This is a genomic window from Microbispora corallina, from assembly GCF_016863035.1.
In the GTDB taxonomy this organism is placed as follows: Bacteria; Actinomycetota; Actinomycetes; order Streptosporangiales; family Streptosporangiaceae; genus Microbispora; species Microbispora corallina.
In genome coordinates this window covers 12,407-27,278 of sequence record NZ_BOOC01000028.1, presented here as the reverse complement: position 1 = coordinate 27,278, position 14,872 = coordinate 12,407, and the positions used below count along the sequence as shown (strand labels likewise).

14 protein-coding genes are annotated in these 14,872 nt (G+C 72.4%); 7 read left to right on the top strand and 7 right to left on the bottom strand.

Features of this window, described 5'->3' with window-relative positions; translation table 11 throughout:
• The first annotated feature begins 73 nt into the window (after positions 1 to 73).
• Entirely contained in the window at positions 74 to 919 is an 846-nt protein-coding gene (locus Mco01_RS25305) for an MBL fold metallo-hydrolase (RefSeq protein ID WP_204059378.1), read from the top strand.
• 185 nt (positions 920 to 1,104) lie between these two features.
• On the opposite strand, the gene Mco01_RS25300 is transcribed toward Mco01_RS25305, so the two are convergent.
• A complete protein-coding gene (locus tag Mco01_RS25300; protein WP_239103900.1) occupies positions 1,105 to 1,926 on the bottom strand; it encodes an alpha/beta fold hydrolase in 822 nt (273 codons plus the stop codon).
• Between the two features lie 396 nt (positions 1,927 to 2,322).
• Between Mco01_RS25300 and Mco01_RS25295 the strand changes: the two genes are divergently transcribed.
• Positions 2,323 to 3,252, top strand: coding sequence for a glycosyltransferase family 2 protein (locus tag Mco01_RS25295; RefSeq protein ID WP_204059377.1), 930 nt, complete (start codon positions 2,323 to 2,325; stop codon positions 3,250 to 3,252).
• A gap of 16 nt (positions 3,253 to 3,268) precedes the next feature.
• On the opposite strand, the gene Mco01_RS25290 is transcribed toward Mco01_RS25295, so the two are convergent.
• Complete coding sequence (locus tag Mco01_RS25290) at positions 3,269 to 4,045, bottom strand: polysaccharide deacetylase family protein (RefSeq protein ID WP_204059376.1); 777 nt, start codon at positions 4,043 to 4,045, stop codon at positions 3,269 to 3,271.
• A gap of 184 nt (positions 4,046 to 4,229) precedes the next feature.
• The gene (locus Mco01_RS25285; protein WP_204059375.1) at positions 4,230 to 5,312 is read right to left on the bottom strand and encodes a GNAT family N-acetyltransferase; all 1,083 of its coding nucleotides are present in this window, start codon (positions 5,310 to 5,312) and stop codon (positions 4,230 to 4,232) included.
• Positions 5,313 to 5,415: 103 nt separating this feature from the next.
• On the opposite strand from Mco01_RS25285, the gene Mco01_RS25280 reads away from it, so the two are divergent.
• Positions 5,416 to 6,657: a cytochrome P450 gene (locus tag Mco01_RS25280; protein ID WP_204059374.1), complete on the top strand. Its 1,242-nt coding sequence runs from the start codon at positions 5,416 to 5,418 to the stop codon at positions 6,655 to 6,657.
• On the opposite strand, the gene Mco01_RS25275 is transcribed toward Mco01_RS25280, so the two are convergent.
• Entirely contained in the window at positions 6,647 to 7,723 is a 1,077-nt protein-coding gene (locus tag Mco01_RS25275; protein WP_204059373.1) for a GNAT family N-acetyltransferase, read from the bottom strand. The two genes, Mco01_RS25280 and Mco01_RS25275, sit on opposite strands and share 11 nt — an antisense overlap.
• 163 nt (positions 7,724 to 7,886) lie before the next feature.
• Here Mco01_RS25275 and Mco01_RS25270 point away from each other — a divergent pair, with 163 nt between their 5' ends.
• Entirely contained in the window at positions 7,887 to 9,308 is a 1,422-nt protein-coding gene (locus Mco01_RS25270) for a glycoside hydrolase family protein (protein ID WP_239103899.1), read from the top strand.
• Positions 9,309 to 9,328: 20 nt separating this feature from the next.
• Here the strand turns inward: Mco01_RS25270 and Mco01_RS25265 are convergent, their stop codons facing one another.
• Together Mco01_RS25265 and Mco01_RS25260 are read right to left on the bottom strand one after the other, a co-directional pair.
• Complete coding sequence (locus tag Mco01_RS25265; protein WP_204059400.1) at positions 9,329 to 9,475, bottom strand: hypothetical protein; 147 nt, start codon at positions 9,473 to 9,475, stop codon at positions 9,329 to 9,331.
• Positions 9,476 to 9,488: 13 nt separating this feature from the next.
• Positions 9,489 to 10,112: a class E sortase gene (locus Mco01_RS25260; RefSeq protein WP_204059372.1), complete on the bottom strand. Its 624-nt coding sequence runs from the start codon at positions 10,110 to 10,112 to the stop codon at positions 9,489 to 9,491.
• Between the two features lie 375 nt (positions 10,113 to 10,487).
• Here Mco01_RS25260 and Mco01_RS25255 point away from each other — a divergent pair, with 375 nt between their 5' ends.
• The 3 genes from Mco01_RS25255 (at position 10,488) to Mco01_RS25245 (ending at position 13,512) form a co-directional block, all read left to right on the top strand.
• Positions 10,488 to 11,078, top strand: a complete 591-nt coding sequence (locus Mco01_RS25255; protein WP_204059371.1) for a hypothetical protein — start codon at positions 10,488 to 10,490, stop codon at positions 11,076 to 11,078.
• A 28-nt stretch (positions 11,079 to 11,106) separates the two neighbouring features.
• Complete coding sequence (locus tag Mco01_RS25250; RefSeq protein WP_204059370.1) at positions 11,107 to 12,819, top strand: DUF4012 domain-containing protein; 1,713 nt, start codon at positions 11,107 to 11,109, stop codon at positions 12,817 to 12,819.
• Positions 12,820 to 12,903: 84 nt separating this feature from the next.
• Complete coding sequence (locus Mco01_RS25245) at positions 12,904 to 13,512, top strand: arsenate reductase/protein-tyrosine-phosphatase family protein (protein ID WP_204059369.1); 609 nt, start codon at positions 12,904 to 12,906, stop codon at positions 13,510 to 13,512.
• On the opposite strand, the gene Mco01_RS25240 is transcribed toward Mco01_RS25245, so the two are convergent.
• Positions 13,481 to 14,866 carry a tyrosine-protein kinase domain-containing protein gene (locus Mco01_RS25240; RefSeq protein WP_204059368.1) on the bottom strand — a complete coding sequence of 462 codons (1,386 nt, stop codon included), beginning with the start codon at positions 14,864 to 14,866 and terminating at the stop codon, positions 13,481 to 13,483. The genes Mco01_RS25245 and Mco01_RS25240 overlap by 32 nt on opposite strands.
• Positions 14,867 to 14,872 lie beyond the last annotated feature (6 nt).

Genomic DNA, 14,872 nt, shown 5'->3' with positions numbered 1-14,872 from the left:
CACCTCAGTCGCCTACGCGACTCGTCGCCGGCTGACATCGACCGCCGAACTGATCCGTCAAAGGAGTACTTTCATGGCAAAGCTGGACTATGCGGTGTACGTGGCCCCGTCGAAGGCCGCGGTCTCCGACGACCTTCCCCCGGGGGAGGCGCGGCGGATGTGGTCGCCGACCGCATCGACCCTCATCTACGGCGCGAACGACGCGGTCCTGGTAGATCCGCTCATGACCATCGACGAGTCGCGTGCCTTGGCCGACTGGGTGGCGGCCACCGGCAAGAACGTGACCACCGTCTTCGTCACCCACGCCCACGGCGACCACTTCTTCGGCGCCCCGGCGGTGCTCGAACGCTTCCCGGACGCCGCACTCGTGGCCACGCCCGGCGTCGCCGCGCACATGGGCGCTCAATGGGGTCCGCGCTGGTTCGACGGATTCTGGGCCCCGCGCTTCCCCGGCCAGATCTCGGACCGGCACGTGGTGGCGCAACCGCTGGCCGCCGACGGACTGATCGAGCTGGAAGGAGAGCGCCTTCACGCGATCGAGCTGGGCCACACCGACTCCGACGGCACCAGCGCCCTGCACGTCCCGTCCATCGGGCTGGTCGTCGCGGGTGACGCCGTGTACGGAGACGTCCACCTCTATCTCGCCGAGTCGAAGGGCAACGGCCGGAAGGAGTGGCTTGGCGCCCTGGACACCATCGAGAGCCTCCGGCCCCGCGCCGTCGTCTCCGGCCACAAGCGTGACGGCGACCCCGACAGCCCGGAGGACATCGGCAGGACCCGCCGCTACATCGAGGACTTCACGGCCGCGGCCGAGAAGGCCGAGAGCCACACCGACCTGTACGACGCGATTGTCGCCCGCTACCCCGACCGGCTCAACCGCGGCGTCCTGTGGAACTCCGCCAAAGCGGTCATGTCCTGAACCGTCCCCGCCCTTGGCGCGCGGAGAGGTGGCCGGCCGTCGTCCAGAAGGGGGCGTCGGGGGTCGTCGCGCGGGATGGTCGTCCGGGTTCTCCTCGGGACCGCCGCCCTCTCCAGCGGGCCGGGCGCCGCGACCGGCCCGCCGCCCGGTCGTACGGCACGAGCCGGGTGGCGGGTGCGGCGCGGTCAGCCTGCGGGTGGTCCGTCCGCCAGCACCGCGCGGAGCGTCTCGGCGAACTCCTTGGGCTGCGCGAGGAAGCCGCCGTGGTCGCCGGGGAACTCGACCGGGGTGACACCGAGCAGGCCGGCCAGCGCCACCGAGGTCGGATGCGTGACCAGGCCGCCCGAGGTTTCGCCGATCCCGACGACGACCCGGCCCGCCCCGGCCGTCACCGCGGCGACGTCCGGCCGGTAGCGGGTGGTGCCGCGGATCTCGTGGGCGAAGAAGCGGGCGCCGTTGGCGATGTCCTGCTCGGAGAACTCGCCCGGCGGCTGGGCCGGGGCGCCGCCCTGGCCGTCGTCGAAGCCCGACGTGACCATGAACTTCCCCCAGGCCGCCGGCTGCCCCTCCCGGTAGAAGGTCGCGACGATGTCGTCGACCGCGGCATGCCTGTCGGCGGCGTCCGGCAGCAGGTCGAGCAGGGGAGGCTCGTGCGCGACGAGCGTGCGCACCCGCCCGGGATGCCGCGCGGCGAGCGCGAGACACGTCACCGCGCCGCCGCTGCTGCCGAAGACGTCCGCGGACGTCGCGCCGAGTGCGTCGAGGAGGACCGCCATGTCGTCGGCCCGCAGGTCGGGCGTGGAGTCCTGCTCCGGGTCGTCGAGGACGCTGCCCGAGATGCCCCGAGGGTCGTGGGTGACGACGGTGTGGTCGTCCGCGAGGGCGTCGGCCAGGGGTGCGAAGGCGGCGGCGTCCATGGGCGCCCCCATGACCAGCAGCAGGGGCCCGGAACCCCGGACCTCGTAGCGCAGGCGCCCGCCCGCGACGTCGACGGTGTGGGTGATCATGATCGGTGGGTCCTTCCGTGAATCGTCGTCTGTGACAGGGTGACGCGGATAGGACTCCCGCCGGCCCGCGAAATCGTCGCGGATTCGAAAAAATCTTCGGCGCCGCCGTCCCAGCCCCGGGCCGATCGTCGTCCCCGCCCCTGGCCCAGGCCCGCGCCCGCCGTGCGTCCCGCCCGGCCCATCTCGACGGACGCCTCGCCTGACGACGCGCATCGACGTCCGGCGCGGGTGAGATCGGCCTGTCCGGGGGTAACCCCTTTCTGCCATCCTCGCCAGGCATAATTCGCGAAATTGCCGGTCAATCTCGGAGGTCGCCCTCCGAACGGCCCGGCATTCGCCAGGGAACGACCCTAGAACGGTCCAAGACGTCGGTTAGCATTTCTCATCATGAGCGACATGCCTTCTGTCGACGCCATTGTTTCCACCCGTGGTGACCGCGCCGAATTGCTCACGGAAGCCGTCGACTCCATCGTCCGGCAGGACTATCCGGGCCCCGTCACCGTGATGGTCGTCTACGACCGGGCGGAGCCCGACGCGGCCCTCGCCGAGCGCGCCCGGGACGCCTCGCCCCATCCCCGCGAGGTCCGGGTGATGCGCGGCGACCGCGGTCCGGGGTCGTCGGCCAGTCGCAACGCCGGCATCCTCGCCACCTCCTCCGAACTGGTCGGGTTCTGCGACGACGACGACGTATGGCTGCCGGGGAAGCTGTCCAGCCAGGTCGCGGCGCTGACCGGCAACCCGCGGGCGCTGTTCGCCTCCTGCGGCGCCGAGACCGACTACGGCGACCGGACCAGCACCTGCCTGTGGCACAAGCCGCAGATCGCGCACGCCGACCTGCTCGAGTCCCGGGTGAAGCAGGCCTGCACCGACTCCTTCCTCGTAAGGCGGGAGGGGTTGCTCGGCCCGATCGGCCTGTTCTCCGAGGACATCCCCGGCGGCTTCGCCGAAGACTACGACATGCTGCTGCGGGCCGCCCGGCACGCGCCGATCGTGTACGTGCCCGAGGTCGGCGTGCGCGTCCGCGTCCACGGCAGGCGGTCCCACTTCAATGGGCGCTGGGCCACGATCGCCACGGCCAACGAGTGGCTGCTCGCCACCTACCCCGAGTTCTTCACCGAGCGCAGGGGCTTCGCCCGGCTCGCCGGCCAGATCGGCCTGGCCTGGAGCATGTACGGCGAACGGCGCAACGCCCTCCGGTGGGCCCGCCGGTCGTTCCTGGCGAGCCCGCTGGAGGTCCGGTCGTACGTCGTCACGGCGCTCGCGCTGGGGGCCGTCTCGCGCTCGTGGGTGCAGCGTCACCTCGACGCCGCGGGCGCCACCTCCTGAGGGGCGGCCCCGGGGGTCACAGCGGGACGTGGTCCCCGAGGTGGGCGAGGCCCTCCAGCAGCGGGGGGACGGCCGCGATGTGGCCGACGGCCCGCACCGGCCGGAGCCGCCGCAGGAGGACGCGCAGCCGGGTCTCCGCCGGGGCCGCGCGCAGCCGGAACGGGCCATAGTTGCCGATGCACGCCCGCCGGTAGGCGTAGGGCGCCTCCTGGGGGTGGGAGTCGACGGTCACGCAGCCGTAGCGGTATCCGGCCGCCCGCACGGCCTCCAGCACCCGGGCGTCCGCGAAGCCGTAGGGATAGCAGATGCCGTCGGCGGGCTGGCCCGTGATGTCCCGCAGGATGTCCCGGCTGTGGGCCAGCTCGTGCTTCAGCGCCTCGTCCGGCAGCGTGGTGAGCGCCGTGTGGGTCAGCCCGTGGGAGCCGATCTCCATGCCCTCGTCGGACACCGTGCGCAGCTCGTCGGCCGTCATCAGCCGCTTGCGCGGACCGGGCTGGTCCCACGCGTTGTGGTCGCCCAGCAGCCCCGGCACGATGTACAGGCTCGCGGTGAACCCGTACCGGCGCAGGACGGGCAGCGCGTGGTCCAGGAAGTCGGCGTACCCGTCGTCGAACGTCAGCGCGACCAGGTCGCCGGTGCTGCCGGCCGCCAGCAGTTCGCGTGTCGAGACCCCGCGCTTGCCCCGCTTGTAGAGCCACCTGATCTGGGCCTCGAAGGTGTCGGGATCGACGGTTATGGAATAGGGGTCGAATGTGTAGTGGTCGATCGAGTGATACATCCAGATCGCAGACACTCGACGAGTCTACGTGAGCGTTCGTTCCGCTCACAGGCGCTCGTTATGTCATCGTGATCCGACGGTCGCCTCCGTGTACTCCCATCAGCCACATTCGCCTCGGTAACTCTGCTTATCCCGAAATTTCTGGGTAAGGAGTTACCGCCCCCCGGCGCGGAGCGGAAAGTCGACTTACCGGACGGCGTCAGGACCCGCCGCGCAGGCTGCCGTACCGGCGCATGAGCCGGTCGGCCAGGCCGTGCAGGCGCGGGCTGTCGAGCACGAGCTGCCGGGCCCGGCGGACCGGGGTGTTCCTGGCCCAGTACAGCGCGGCCCCGGCCGAGCGGCGGCGGGCGCAGCCCTCCGCCACCATGTGGCCGCCGGTCCGCAGCGTCTGCTTGTAGTCGTCGCCCTTGCTGGTGCTCCAGTCCATCTGGAGGATGCCGTCCTCGGCCGCGGCCTTGGCCATCAGCAGGTGCTGGAGCAGCCCGGGGGAGTACTTCGAGTAGTCGGCGTCGTAGGCGGGGAACCAGCCGGCGAGCAGCGTGTCCGAGCGCAGGCCGATGTGCCCCGCGATCGGCTTGTCGCCCGCGTAGAGCATGGTGAGCGCGCCGGAGCAGCCGGGCGCGCGGGCCGTGTGCAGCCGCTCCACCAGCTCGACCACCCAGGGCTGGGCGAAGCGGTCGGGCCGCCCGATCCTGCGGTACTGCGCCGACTTCCACTCGATGACGCGGCGCAGGTCGTCGGCGTTCTCGGAGTGCAGCTCGACGCGCAGGTCGCCGTTCTCCCGGCCGAGCTTGCGCAGCCGGGTCATCGCCGTCTTGATCGTGCGGGGGCCGTTGGCCTTCACCTGCTCCAGGTACGCGTCGTACCCCGCCGACACGTCGATGAGCACCGACTCGGCCTCCAGCGTCGCGTACGGCGCGAACCACGGCTGGCCGCCGACGAGGAACTCGAACTCCCAGACGTCGAGCCCGGCGCCCTTGAGCAGCGTGCGGGCGTCGAACGTCACGCCCGGCGCATGGACGACGCCCTGCGCGAACGACACCCACCCGGCGATCGGCCGGCCCACGCCCATCGGGTGCCGCTCGAACGGGAAGAAGCCCACCGTCCGGCCGCCCTCGCTCAGGACCGCGACGAACGCGTCCCGCCGCACCTCGCCGGCGGCCACCGTGAACTCCGGGGCGAGGAACGGGCTGGCCAGGTGCGGCTGGGCCTCCTGCATCGCCCGCCACCCGGCGATCTCCGCGGGGCCGAGCTCGCCGGGACGGATGACGGTGATCTGCATGGGATCCTTCACAAGACAGCGCTGGGGAAGGCACCCATCCTAGGGTCAAGCCGGCCCCCGTATCGGGCAATGGGCGGGGGATCATCTGTGGGACGCTAGTGACGTGACCGTCATCGCCGATCTCGACATCGCGAGGCTGGACTTCTGGGAGCGGCCCGCCGCCGAGCGGGCCGAGGCCTTCGCGTGGCTCCGGCGGCAGGAGCGTCCCGTCTTCTTCTCCCAGCCCAAGGTTCCCCTGGCACGTTCCGGCCGGGGCTTCTACGCGGCCGTCAGGCACACCGACGTCGTCGAGGCGAGCCGCAACGCGGCCGTCTTCGCCAACAGCCCGGCCGTCACCAATCCCGAGCCGCCCAAATGGGTCAAGCACATCTACGGCGACTCGCTGGAGAACATGGACGCGCCCGAGCACACCCGGCTGCGCCGGATCGTCTCCCGCGCGTTCGCCCCCCGCATGATGCAGCGGCTGGAGGGCCTGATGCAGCGGCGGGCCGAGACGGCCGTGGCCGAGCTGGCCAAGGCGGGTCCCGGCGACTTCGTCGAGCTGGTCGCCCAGACCTTCACCACCCACGTCGTGTGCGACCTGCTGGGCATCCCCGAGGAGCACCGGGAGAAGGTGCTGGGCTGGGTCAGGGACACGGTGGAGTACCAGGCCGTCCGCAGCGACCCGAAGGGCATGCTCCGTCACGCCGTCCGCAACACGCGCGCGACGTTCGGGCTGCGCAACCTCGTCATCGGCCTCGGCAAGGAGCGCCGCAGGGAGCCGGGCGACGACGTGATCTCCGCGCTGGCCAACGCCGACGTGAACGGCGAGCGCCTGACCGGCACGGAGCTGGGCGCGTTCTTCCTGCTGCTGGTCGTCGCCGGCATCGACACGCCCGGCCACACGCTGTCCCACGCGGTGACGCTGCTCAGCGAGCACCCCGAGCAGCGCGAGCTGCTGCTGTCCGACTACGACGCCCACATCTCCGGCGCGGTCGACGAGATCGTCCGGTACGCGTCGCCGATCACCCAGCTCCAGCGGACCGTCGTCGCCGAGCACGAGCTGCGCGGCCAGCCGCTCGTCCCCGGAGACAAGGTCGTGATGTTCTACAACTCGGCCAACCGCGACGAGCAGGTGTTCACCGACCCGGACGTCTTCGACATCACCCGCGGGCCCAACCCGCACGTGAGCTTCGGCGGCCCGGGGGCCCACTACTGCCTCGGCGCCCACCTCGCCAAGCGCGAGCTGACCGTGCTGCTGCGCGAGCTGTACACGCGGCTGCCCGGCCTGCGGCTCGCGGCGCCGCCGGTGCCCATGGTGTCGACGTTCAACAACGCGGTCCGGCGGCTGCCCGTCACTTTCTGACCAGCCTGGCGTACCCCTTCAGCACGCGGTCGGCCTGGTCACGCAGGAACGGCGTGGCCAGGACCGTGTTGCGCAGCGCACGCGGGGGCACCCGCAGCAGCCAGTGCGCGGCCGCGCCTGGCGTCGCCCGGGCCACCCGGCCCTCGGCCACCTCCAGGTCGCGGGTCTTCAGGCTCTCCTTGTAGTCCTTCTCGCCGCGGCCCATGTCGATGTGGCGCAGGCCCATGGCGGCGAAGTCCTCCGCCATCCCGAGGTGCTGCAGCAGGCCGGGGGAGTACTTGCCGAAGCGGACGTCGTACGCCGGGAACCACGTGCACAGCTGGCTGCCGGTCCGCAGGCCGAAGTGCCCGGCGACCACCTCGTCGCCGGCGTACAGCAGCGACAGGCTGCCCGCGAAGCGGTCGGTGCGCAGGGCGTGCAGCCGCTCGACGAGCTCGACGATCCACGGGTGGGCGAAGCGGTCGGTGCGGCCGGTGCGCCGGTACTGCGCGGACTTCCACTTCAGCAGCTCGTGCAGCGCCGCCGTGTCGCCGGACTCCGCCACGTGGCGCACCTCGCCGACCTCGCGGCCCAGCCGGTTGCGCTTGTACCGGGTCATCCGGTGCGTGGTGGGGGAGCGGCGGCGCAGCCCCGCCAGGTACGCCTCGTAGCCCTCGTCGAGGTCGATGACCGGGGAGGGGTGCCGGCTGCCGTGGTAGGGGGCGAACACGGGCTGTCCGACGTGCAGGTGGTCGAACTCCCACGCCGACAGGCCGGCGGCCCGCAGGAGCCCCCGGGCGTCCAGCTCCAGCCCCGCCGCGTACACCATGCCCTGCAGGTCGGTGAGGCCGGCGGCGACGGGCTTGCCGATGCCGAGCGGGTGCCGCTCGAAGGGGAAGAACCCGCCGATGCCCGAGCCGTCCTCGACGACGGCCACCCGCACGTACGGCCGCAGCTCGCCGACCGTGCGGACGAACTCGGGGCACAGGAACGGGTTGTCCTGCTCGGGGTCGGCGTCCTGGAACTTGCGCCACCGCGCGAGCTCCGGCTCGCCGAGCTCCCGGGGATGGATCACCGTGATTCGCACCCGCCTAGTCTCTCGCCTCCGGCGACCGCCCGGTGCGTGAACGGGCGTCCGCGCCCCCGTCCCGGACGGACGCCGGGCCGGGCGGAGTCACGCCGGCCAGCGATGGCGCGAAAACGGTCCAAACGCGCACGAGGGACGTCCTGCCCCGATAAGGTGGCCCGCTGTGGGAGGACGCAGGGGACGCCATGCGCGCGGACGCCGATCCCCCCGCTGGCCCGTCGCCGTGGCCCTGCTGGCGCTCGCCGTGGTCTGCGCCGGCGCGATCCTCGGAGTCGCCGCGCTGCGCAGGGACGCCCGGCAGGAGAGCCCGTCCGCGGCCGCGGCCGCGCGCGTCACGCCGCTGACCGTCTCCCGCACCGCCGAGCCCGTCCAGTGGCCGCGCTGGGGGCTGACGCACACCCAGTACACCCCGGGGGACGACGAGCGCGTCGCCGGGCCGGCCGTGCGGGCGCTCGCGGCGCAGCCGCTCGTGCAGAACCAGCACGTCATGGGCTTCGGCGCGGACAACCCCGAGCCCCGTCCCGGGGTCTTCGACTTCGCCTCGCTCGACGCCCGGGTGAAGCTGATGGCCGACACCGGAGGGGCGCCCGTCCTCACGCTGTGCTGCGCGCCGGACTGGATGAAGGGCGGCCGGCCGGGCAAGACCGACTGGAGCCTCATCGAGACCGCGCCCCGCCAGGAGCACTTCGACGACTTCGCCAGGCTCGCCGCGGCCGTCGCCCGCCGGTACCCGCACGTGCGCCGGTTCATCGTCTGGAACGAGTTCAAGGGCATGTGGGACGACCGGCACGGGGAGTGGAACGCGGTCGCCTACACCGAGCTCTACAACCGCGTGTACGACGCGCTCAAGGCCGTCGACCCGGGCATCCAGGTGGGCGGGCCGTACATCCCCGTCGACACCTACGTGTCGGGCTCGCCCAGCCCGTCTGAGGTGAGCGGCCCGTGGGGCTCGGTCGACGGCCGGGTGGTCGAGGCCGTGGACTACTGGCTGCGGCACAAGAAGGGCGCCGACTTCGTCGTCGTCGACGGCGCCGCGGCCTCGCACGACGGCTCGCTGAAGCCCGACGAGTTCGGCGCGCTCGGCAAGTTCGGCGCGGTGACGCGCTGGCTGCGGCAGCGCTCGGGCCTGCCGGTCTGGTGGGCCGAGTTCTACCCGCTGCCCTGCTCGTCGATCGACCCCGGCGGCTCCTGCCCGGCCCTGCAGTGGACCGGGGAGCGCCGCGTGGCGGTCACCGCGGCCGCGCTGATGGAGCTGGCCGCCGGCGGCGCCGAGACCGCGCTGTACTGGGACACCTACGCGCCCAGGGACAAGCGGGAGGGCTGCCCGCTGTGCCTGGTCTCCAGCGACGACGGCGCCCCCACCGCCACGCTGCGCCTGCTGCAGGACTTCGCCCACTGGTTCCCCGCGGGCACCCCGCTCGTGCCGGTGACGGTCTCCTCGCCGGTGGTGCGGGCGCTGGCCCAGGAGCACCGCATCGTCGCGGTGAACACGACCGGCGACGTCCAGGCGGTCAGCGTGGACGGCGGCGGCGTCACCCTCCAGCCGTACGAGGTCCGCTGGATGGATCCGGCCGGAGGGCGGTGAGAGGCTCCCGCCTCCCGCGTTCACTCCAGCGGCAGCCGGGGCGCCAGCCAGGGGAAGACCACGTACCACAGCGCCGCGGCCACGGCTGCGGCCAGCAGCAGGGCGATGAGCAGCCGGAACGGAGTGCTCCCGGGCAGCCGGCGCCAGACGTACCTGTACACGTTCACGTCTCCTGACGGATCAGTCGTGGCGTTCCTCTCGGCGGACGAGCTCGCTCTGGACGACCAGGCGCTGCCCGGCGGAGAACTTGGGGTGGCAGGTGGTCATGGTCATCAGCGCCAGCGTGGGTCGCTGCGCGGGACGGCCGGGGACGGGGTCGGTGACGTCCAGGTCGTCCGGCCGGACGATCTCCGTGCGCACGACCTGATAGGTGTAGCGGGCGTCGGAGGCCTCCACGACGATGGCGTCGCCGCGCCGCAATTCATCGATACGGTTAAAAGGCGCACCATACGTTGTCCGATGCCCTGAAATAACAAAATTTCCTATTTGGCCGGGCAGCGCCGTCCCCGGATAGTGGCCGGGGCCCTTGCGCAACTCGGCAGATCCGACGCCTTCGACTATCGCGTACCGGTAACTGGCCCCCAGCCGCGGGATCCGCAGCAGGGCGAGGGCGTGCCCGAGCCGGATCCGCCCGGGGCCGTCGGTGTGCCTCCAGCCGAGCTCGCGGGTGAGCCCGCGCTGCAGGACCCGCTGGGTCCGTTCCGTGTAGGAGCCGGTGCCCCAGAGCAGGTACGCGTAGAAGAGCAGGACCACCAGGCCGGCGGCCACGCCGATCTCGCCGATGGCCCGCAGAGCGGTCCTCATGGCGTCAGCGGTTCGTCGAGCACAGGGTGAGTATCGGGGCCGTGCCGCACCGGGACCGCGGTCCGCGCGGGGGGTTGGCGAAGTCTTTGGCGCAAGGTGCGGTTCCGAGACGTGAGGCCGCCTGCGCGACGACTCGAAACGCGAAAGCCCCGGCACGGCGCCGTCATCGGAGCGCCGCGAACCCCCGGCGGCGAGGAACGGGCGCGGCCCGGACTCCGTGCCCGGGCCGACCGTCAATGGTTCGAGAACGCTCGCCGATCCTTCGGTAAGCATCGTGTGGCGGGATTGAGCGGCTCCTTCCGAGGCGCATATAACAGGTGAGCAGTGAACATATCGCTCATCATTATGAGCGAAAGGATTTTTTCGGGAGTACAAGTGGCAAGCAGAAGTACCATACCCATTCTTCTGGCCGCGACGGTCGCGGGCGGCCTGGCTTTCGGGTGCACGGGGGTCGCGGCCGCGCAGGCCGCGCTGTCGCCGCCCCATGCCGTCGACGGCTGGCGGACCGGTGTCTATCCGCCGTCCCCCGCCGCGCAGGCGGACGTCTTCGTGGAACCGCGCGATACGCACACCAACACCTGGTCCCAGTCGGTGCCGAACTCCTATGCGTGGAACAACACGAAGAACAACGACGGTCAGGTGCTGCCCGTCGTCGCGCCCGGTGCGGTGGGCGGGGCCGCCCCCGAAGAGGCCGGGCACGAGGCGGCCCCGAAGGCGGAGGAGAAGCCCGCCACCGAGACCTCCACCGAGACCTCCACCGAGAACAAGTCGGAGCCGGAGGAGGAGTCGGAAGAGGCGGGGGAGCCGGCCGAGTCGCAGGACGTCGCGCAGCAGCCGGGCGGCGCCGGGCAACTGCCCTTCACGGGCGCCCCCGTGAAGGTCGCCGTCGTGGGCGCGGGCCTGCTGTCCGTCGCCCTCGCCTGCATCCTGCTCTCCGTGCGGCGTCGCAGGTCCGGTGCAGAGTAGGAGGAAGCGCCGGCTCGTCCTCATCGGTGTGCCGTCACTGGCCCTCGGTCTCGTGTTGACCGGGGGCTGGTCGCTGCGTCTGGGGCTGGGCGCACGCGAACAGCTGGAGGCGACCAGGGACGCCCTGCTCCGGCTGCGCGATCCCGGGTCGGCGGCGGCGGCGCTCGCGGACGCCCGGTGGCACGCGGCCGAGGCCCGGCGGCTCACCGGGGGTCCCGTCTGGTGGCTGCTCACCCATGCCCCCCTGGTGGGGGACGCCGCGGAGACGACCCGGGGGCTGGCCGTGGCCGCCGACGATCTCACCGGCGCGCTATCCCGAGTCCAGCAGGCCGGCGCCCCGTTCCTCTCGGCCGGCTCCTTGTCCGCGGGAGACCTGCGCCGGACGCTGACCGCTCTCGGCGCCCTGGCGCCGGTCCTCGACGGGGCCGCCACGCGCCTCGACGCGGTGCGTTCCGATCTGGCCCGCACACCGGCCAGGACCGGCGTGCCGACCCTCGACCGCGCGCGTGCCACCGTGTTGAACGAGGTCGACCGGCTCCGGGGGTGGGCCGGAGCGGGGGCCGACGCCGCGGCGCTCCTGCCGCCCATGCTGGGCCGCGACGGTCCCCGCAGATATTTTCTGGCGTTCGAGACCAATGCCGAGTCGAGGGGGACCGGGGGCCTCGTCGGCGCGTTCGGCATCCTGAAGGCCGACGGCGGCAGGGTTTCCGTGACGCGGCTGTCGGCCAACACCGGCATGGCGGCGAGCGCGAAGCCCGTCGTCGACCACGGCCAGGGGTTCGCCTCGCGGTACGGGCGGGGCGCGACCACCACGCTGTCGGTGTCCAACCTGTCCCCGCACTTTCCCTACGCGGCGACCACCTGGACCGGCTTGTGGCGCCGCCAGACCGGCCAGGAGCTCGACGGGGCCATCGCGACCGACCCGGTCGGCCTGTCCTACATCCTGGGCGCAATTGGGCCGGTGAAACTTCCCGGAGGCGAAACGGTGACGGCCGGCAACGTCGTCGACCTCACCGAACGGGTTGCCTACGCCCGCTACCCCGATCCTGTCGAGCGCAAGAAATACCTGATCAGAATCGCCGCAGCGGTCAGCGAGGCGCTGACCGGATCGGTGCGTGAGCCCGCGCGGCTGCTGCCCGCCTTCTCGCGCATGGTGAGTGAGCACCGGCTCCGGGTCTGGAGCCGGGTCGAGGACGAGCAGCGCCGTCTGGCGGCCACCCCCCTCGGCGGGGTGCTGCCCGAGCAGCGCGGGCCGTACGCCGGGCTCGTGGTCAACAACTCGGCCGGCACCAAGCTCGACTACTACCTGGACCGATCGCTCACCTACGAGCTCGGCCCCTGCCGCCCCGACGGGCAGCGCACCTCCCGGGTGCGGATCCGGCTGACCAACGACGCGCCGCGCGGGCCGCTGCCGACGTACGTCACCGACCGGCTCGACGACCCGGAGCACCCGCACGCCGCCGGGTCCAACCTCCTCTGGGTGTCGGTGTACGGCTCGGTCGGCGCGAAGGCGAGCGCGGTGCGCCTCGACGGCAGGCCCGTGGGGTTCTACGCCGAGTATGAGCGGTCCCACCCGGTCTTCTCGGTCATGCTGGAGTTCGCTCCGCGGCAGTCCCGGACGCTCGAGCTGGACCTGCTCGAGCCCTTCACCGCGGCCCCGCCGGTGATCCCGGTGCAGCCGCTCGTCCGCCCGCAGCACACCGTGATCGAGCGCGACGACCGAGGCTGCCCAGGGTCGTGACGCCGGCCGCCCCGGCTCCGGGAAGCGTAAAGCGCGGCGTGCCGCGGGATGCCGCTCCCCGGCGAGAGCCCTAGCGTCGCGCTCATGGAGCGTACGTGTGACGGCGACGCCTGCCCCGGACGTGGGCCCGGCTTCCGCATCCTGTTCGTGTGCACGGGGAACATCTGCCGCTCGCCACTGGCCGAACGGCTGACGCTGTCGGCTCTCGGGCCGGACGGCCCCGTCGTGGCGGCCAGTGCCGGGACCCGTGCCGTGCCGGGACGGCCGATGGACGAGGGGGCCAGGCGCGAGCTGATCTTGCTGGGTGGCGATCCCGAGGGGTTCGTCTCGCGCCCGCTGACCGCCGAGGCGGTGGCCGCCGCCGACCTCGTGCTGGCCGCCTCGTCCGAGCACCGCCGCGAGGCGGTGGCGCTGCACCCCCTCGCGGCGGCGCGCGCCTTCACCATCGCCGAGTTCGGCGCGTTGGCGCGGGCCGTGCCGGCGGGCGACGTGCTGTGTCACGGCGATCCCGCGCGGCGCGCGCAGGTCCTGGTGGAGCAGGTGAGGGCGCTGCGCGGACTGGTCCGGCCGGAGCAGCCCGACATCGCCGATCCCTACCGGGGCTCCCGCAGGGCCTACCGGTCCGCGGCGCGCCGGATCGCTGAGTCGCTCGCCGTCCCGCTCACACTGATGGGACGGGGATCGAATCCCTGACCTCGGCCTGCTCCGCCGAGGCGTAGCCGTAGCCGTAGCCGTAGTAGTCGCCCTGCCTGGCCGGCGCGAAGTTCAGGACGGTGCCGACGAGGCGGGCGTTGATCGACGACAGCAGCTCCTCGGCGCGCGCCACCTGCTCGCGCCGCGTCCTGCCGTGCCGTACGACGAGCAGCGCGCCGTCGCAGATCGCCCCGAGGGCCGCGGCGTCGGTGACGGGCAGCAGCGGCGGCGCGTCGATGATCACCATGTCGTAGGCCTCGGCGAGCCGGGCCAGCACGGCGCGCATCCCCTGTGAGCCGAGCAGCTCGCTGGGGTTCGGCGGGATGCGGCCGCTCGGGAGCACCGACAGGCCGGAAGGGCCCCACGTCTGGATGACCTCGGGCAGGGACGCCTGGTCGATGAGGACGTCCGTGAGGCCGGTCCCGCCCTCGATGCCGAGGTAGCGGGGGAGGCAGGGGCGGCGCAGGTCGCCGTCGACCAGGATCACGCGCCATCCCGCCTGCGCCATCGTGATGGCCAGGTTGGCGGAGGTCGATGACTTGCCCTCATCGGGAAGACAGCTGGTCACGACGAGCGACTTCGGCTGCCTGTCCACGCCGATGAACTGCAGGTTGGTCCGCAGCGAACGGAAGGACTCCGACCGGGACGAACGGCCGTTGCCGTGGACGATCAGCGGGTGCTTGCGGGCGTCCCGCTCGTACCCGATCACCCCGAGGAGCGAGCTCTTCGTGATCCGCTGCAGCACCTCCGCCGTCTTGATGGTGGTGTCCAGGCGATCGCGCAGCGCGAGCGCGCCGACGGCCGTGAGCAGCGCGATCAGGACGCCGAGGGCCAGGTTGAGCAGCGGCCGGGGCGCGACGGGCGCCTGGGGGACCTCGGCGTCGTCGACGATCGTGATCCGGACGGTGGGGCGGCTCTTCGGCGTCGGCCGCTCGATCTGGTCGATCAGCCTGGCGAACGCGGCCCCGAGCCCGTTGGCCCGGGCCGCCGCGCGGGCCGGGTGCGTGTCCCGCACCGTGACGCGCAGGATCGCGGTGTTGGGAATCACGTCCGCTGTGAGCGAGCCCTGCAGGCTCTGGACGTCCCGCTCACTCACGACCTGGCCGACCACGCGGCGGCTCGTGAGCAGGGTGGCGTACGACTGCACCCGCTGCTGGGACAGCACTCCGGCCTGGATGGCGGTGGAGACGCTGCCCTCCCTGTCGTCCGCCGAGACGAGCATCGAGATCGCCGCGACATAAGTGGGCGGGGTGTTCGCCGTCACGACGACGGCGCCTCCCAGCCCGGCGAGCAGCGCGAGCAGCAGGAGCAGCCAGTTCGCGCGCATGAGGCGCGCGTAGTAGAGGAGTTCCATCAACGG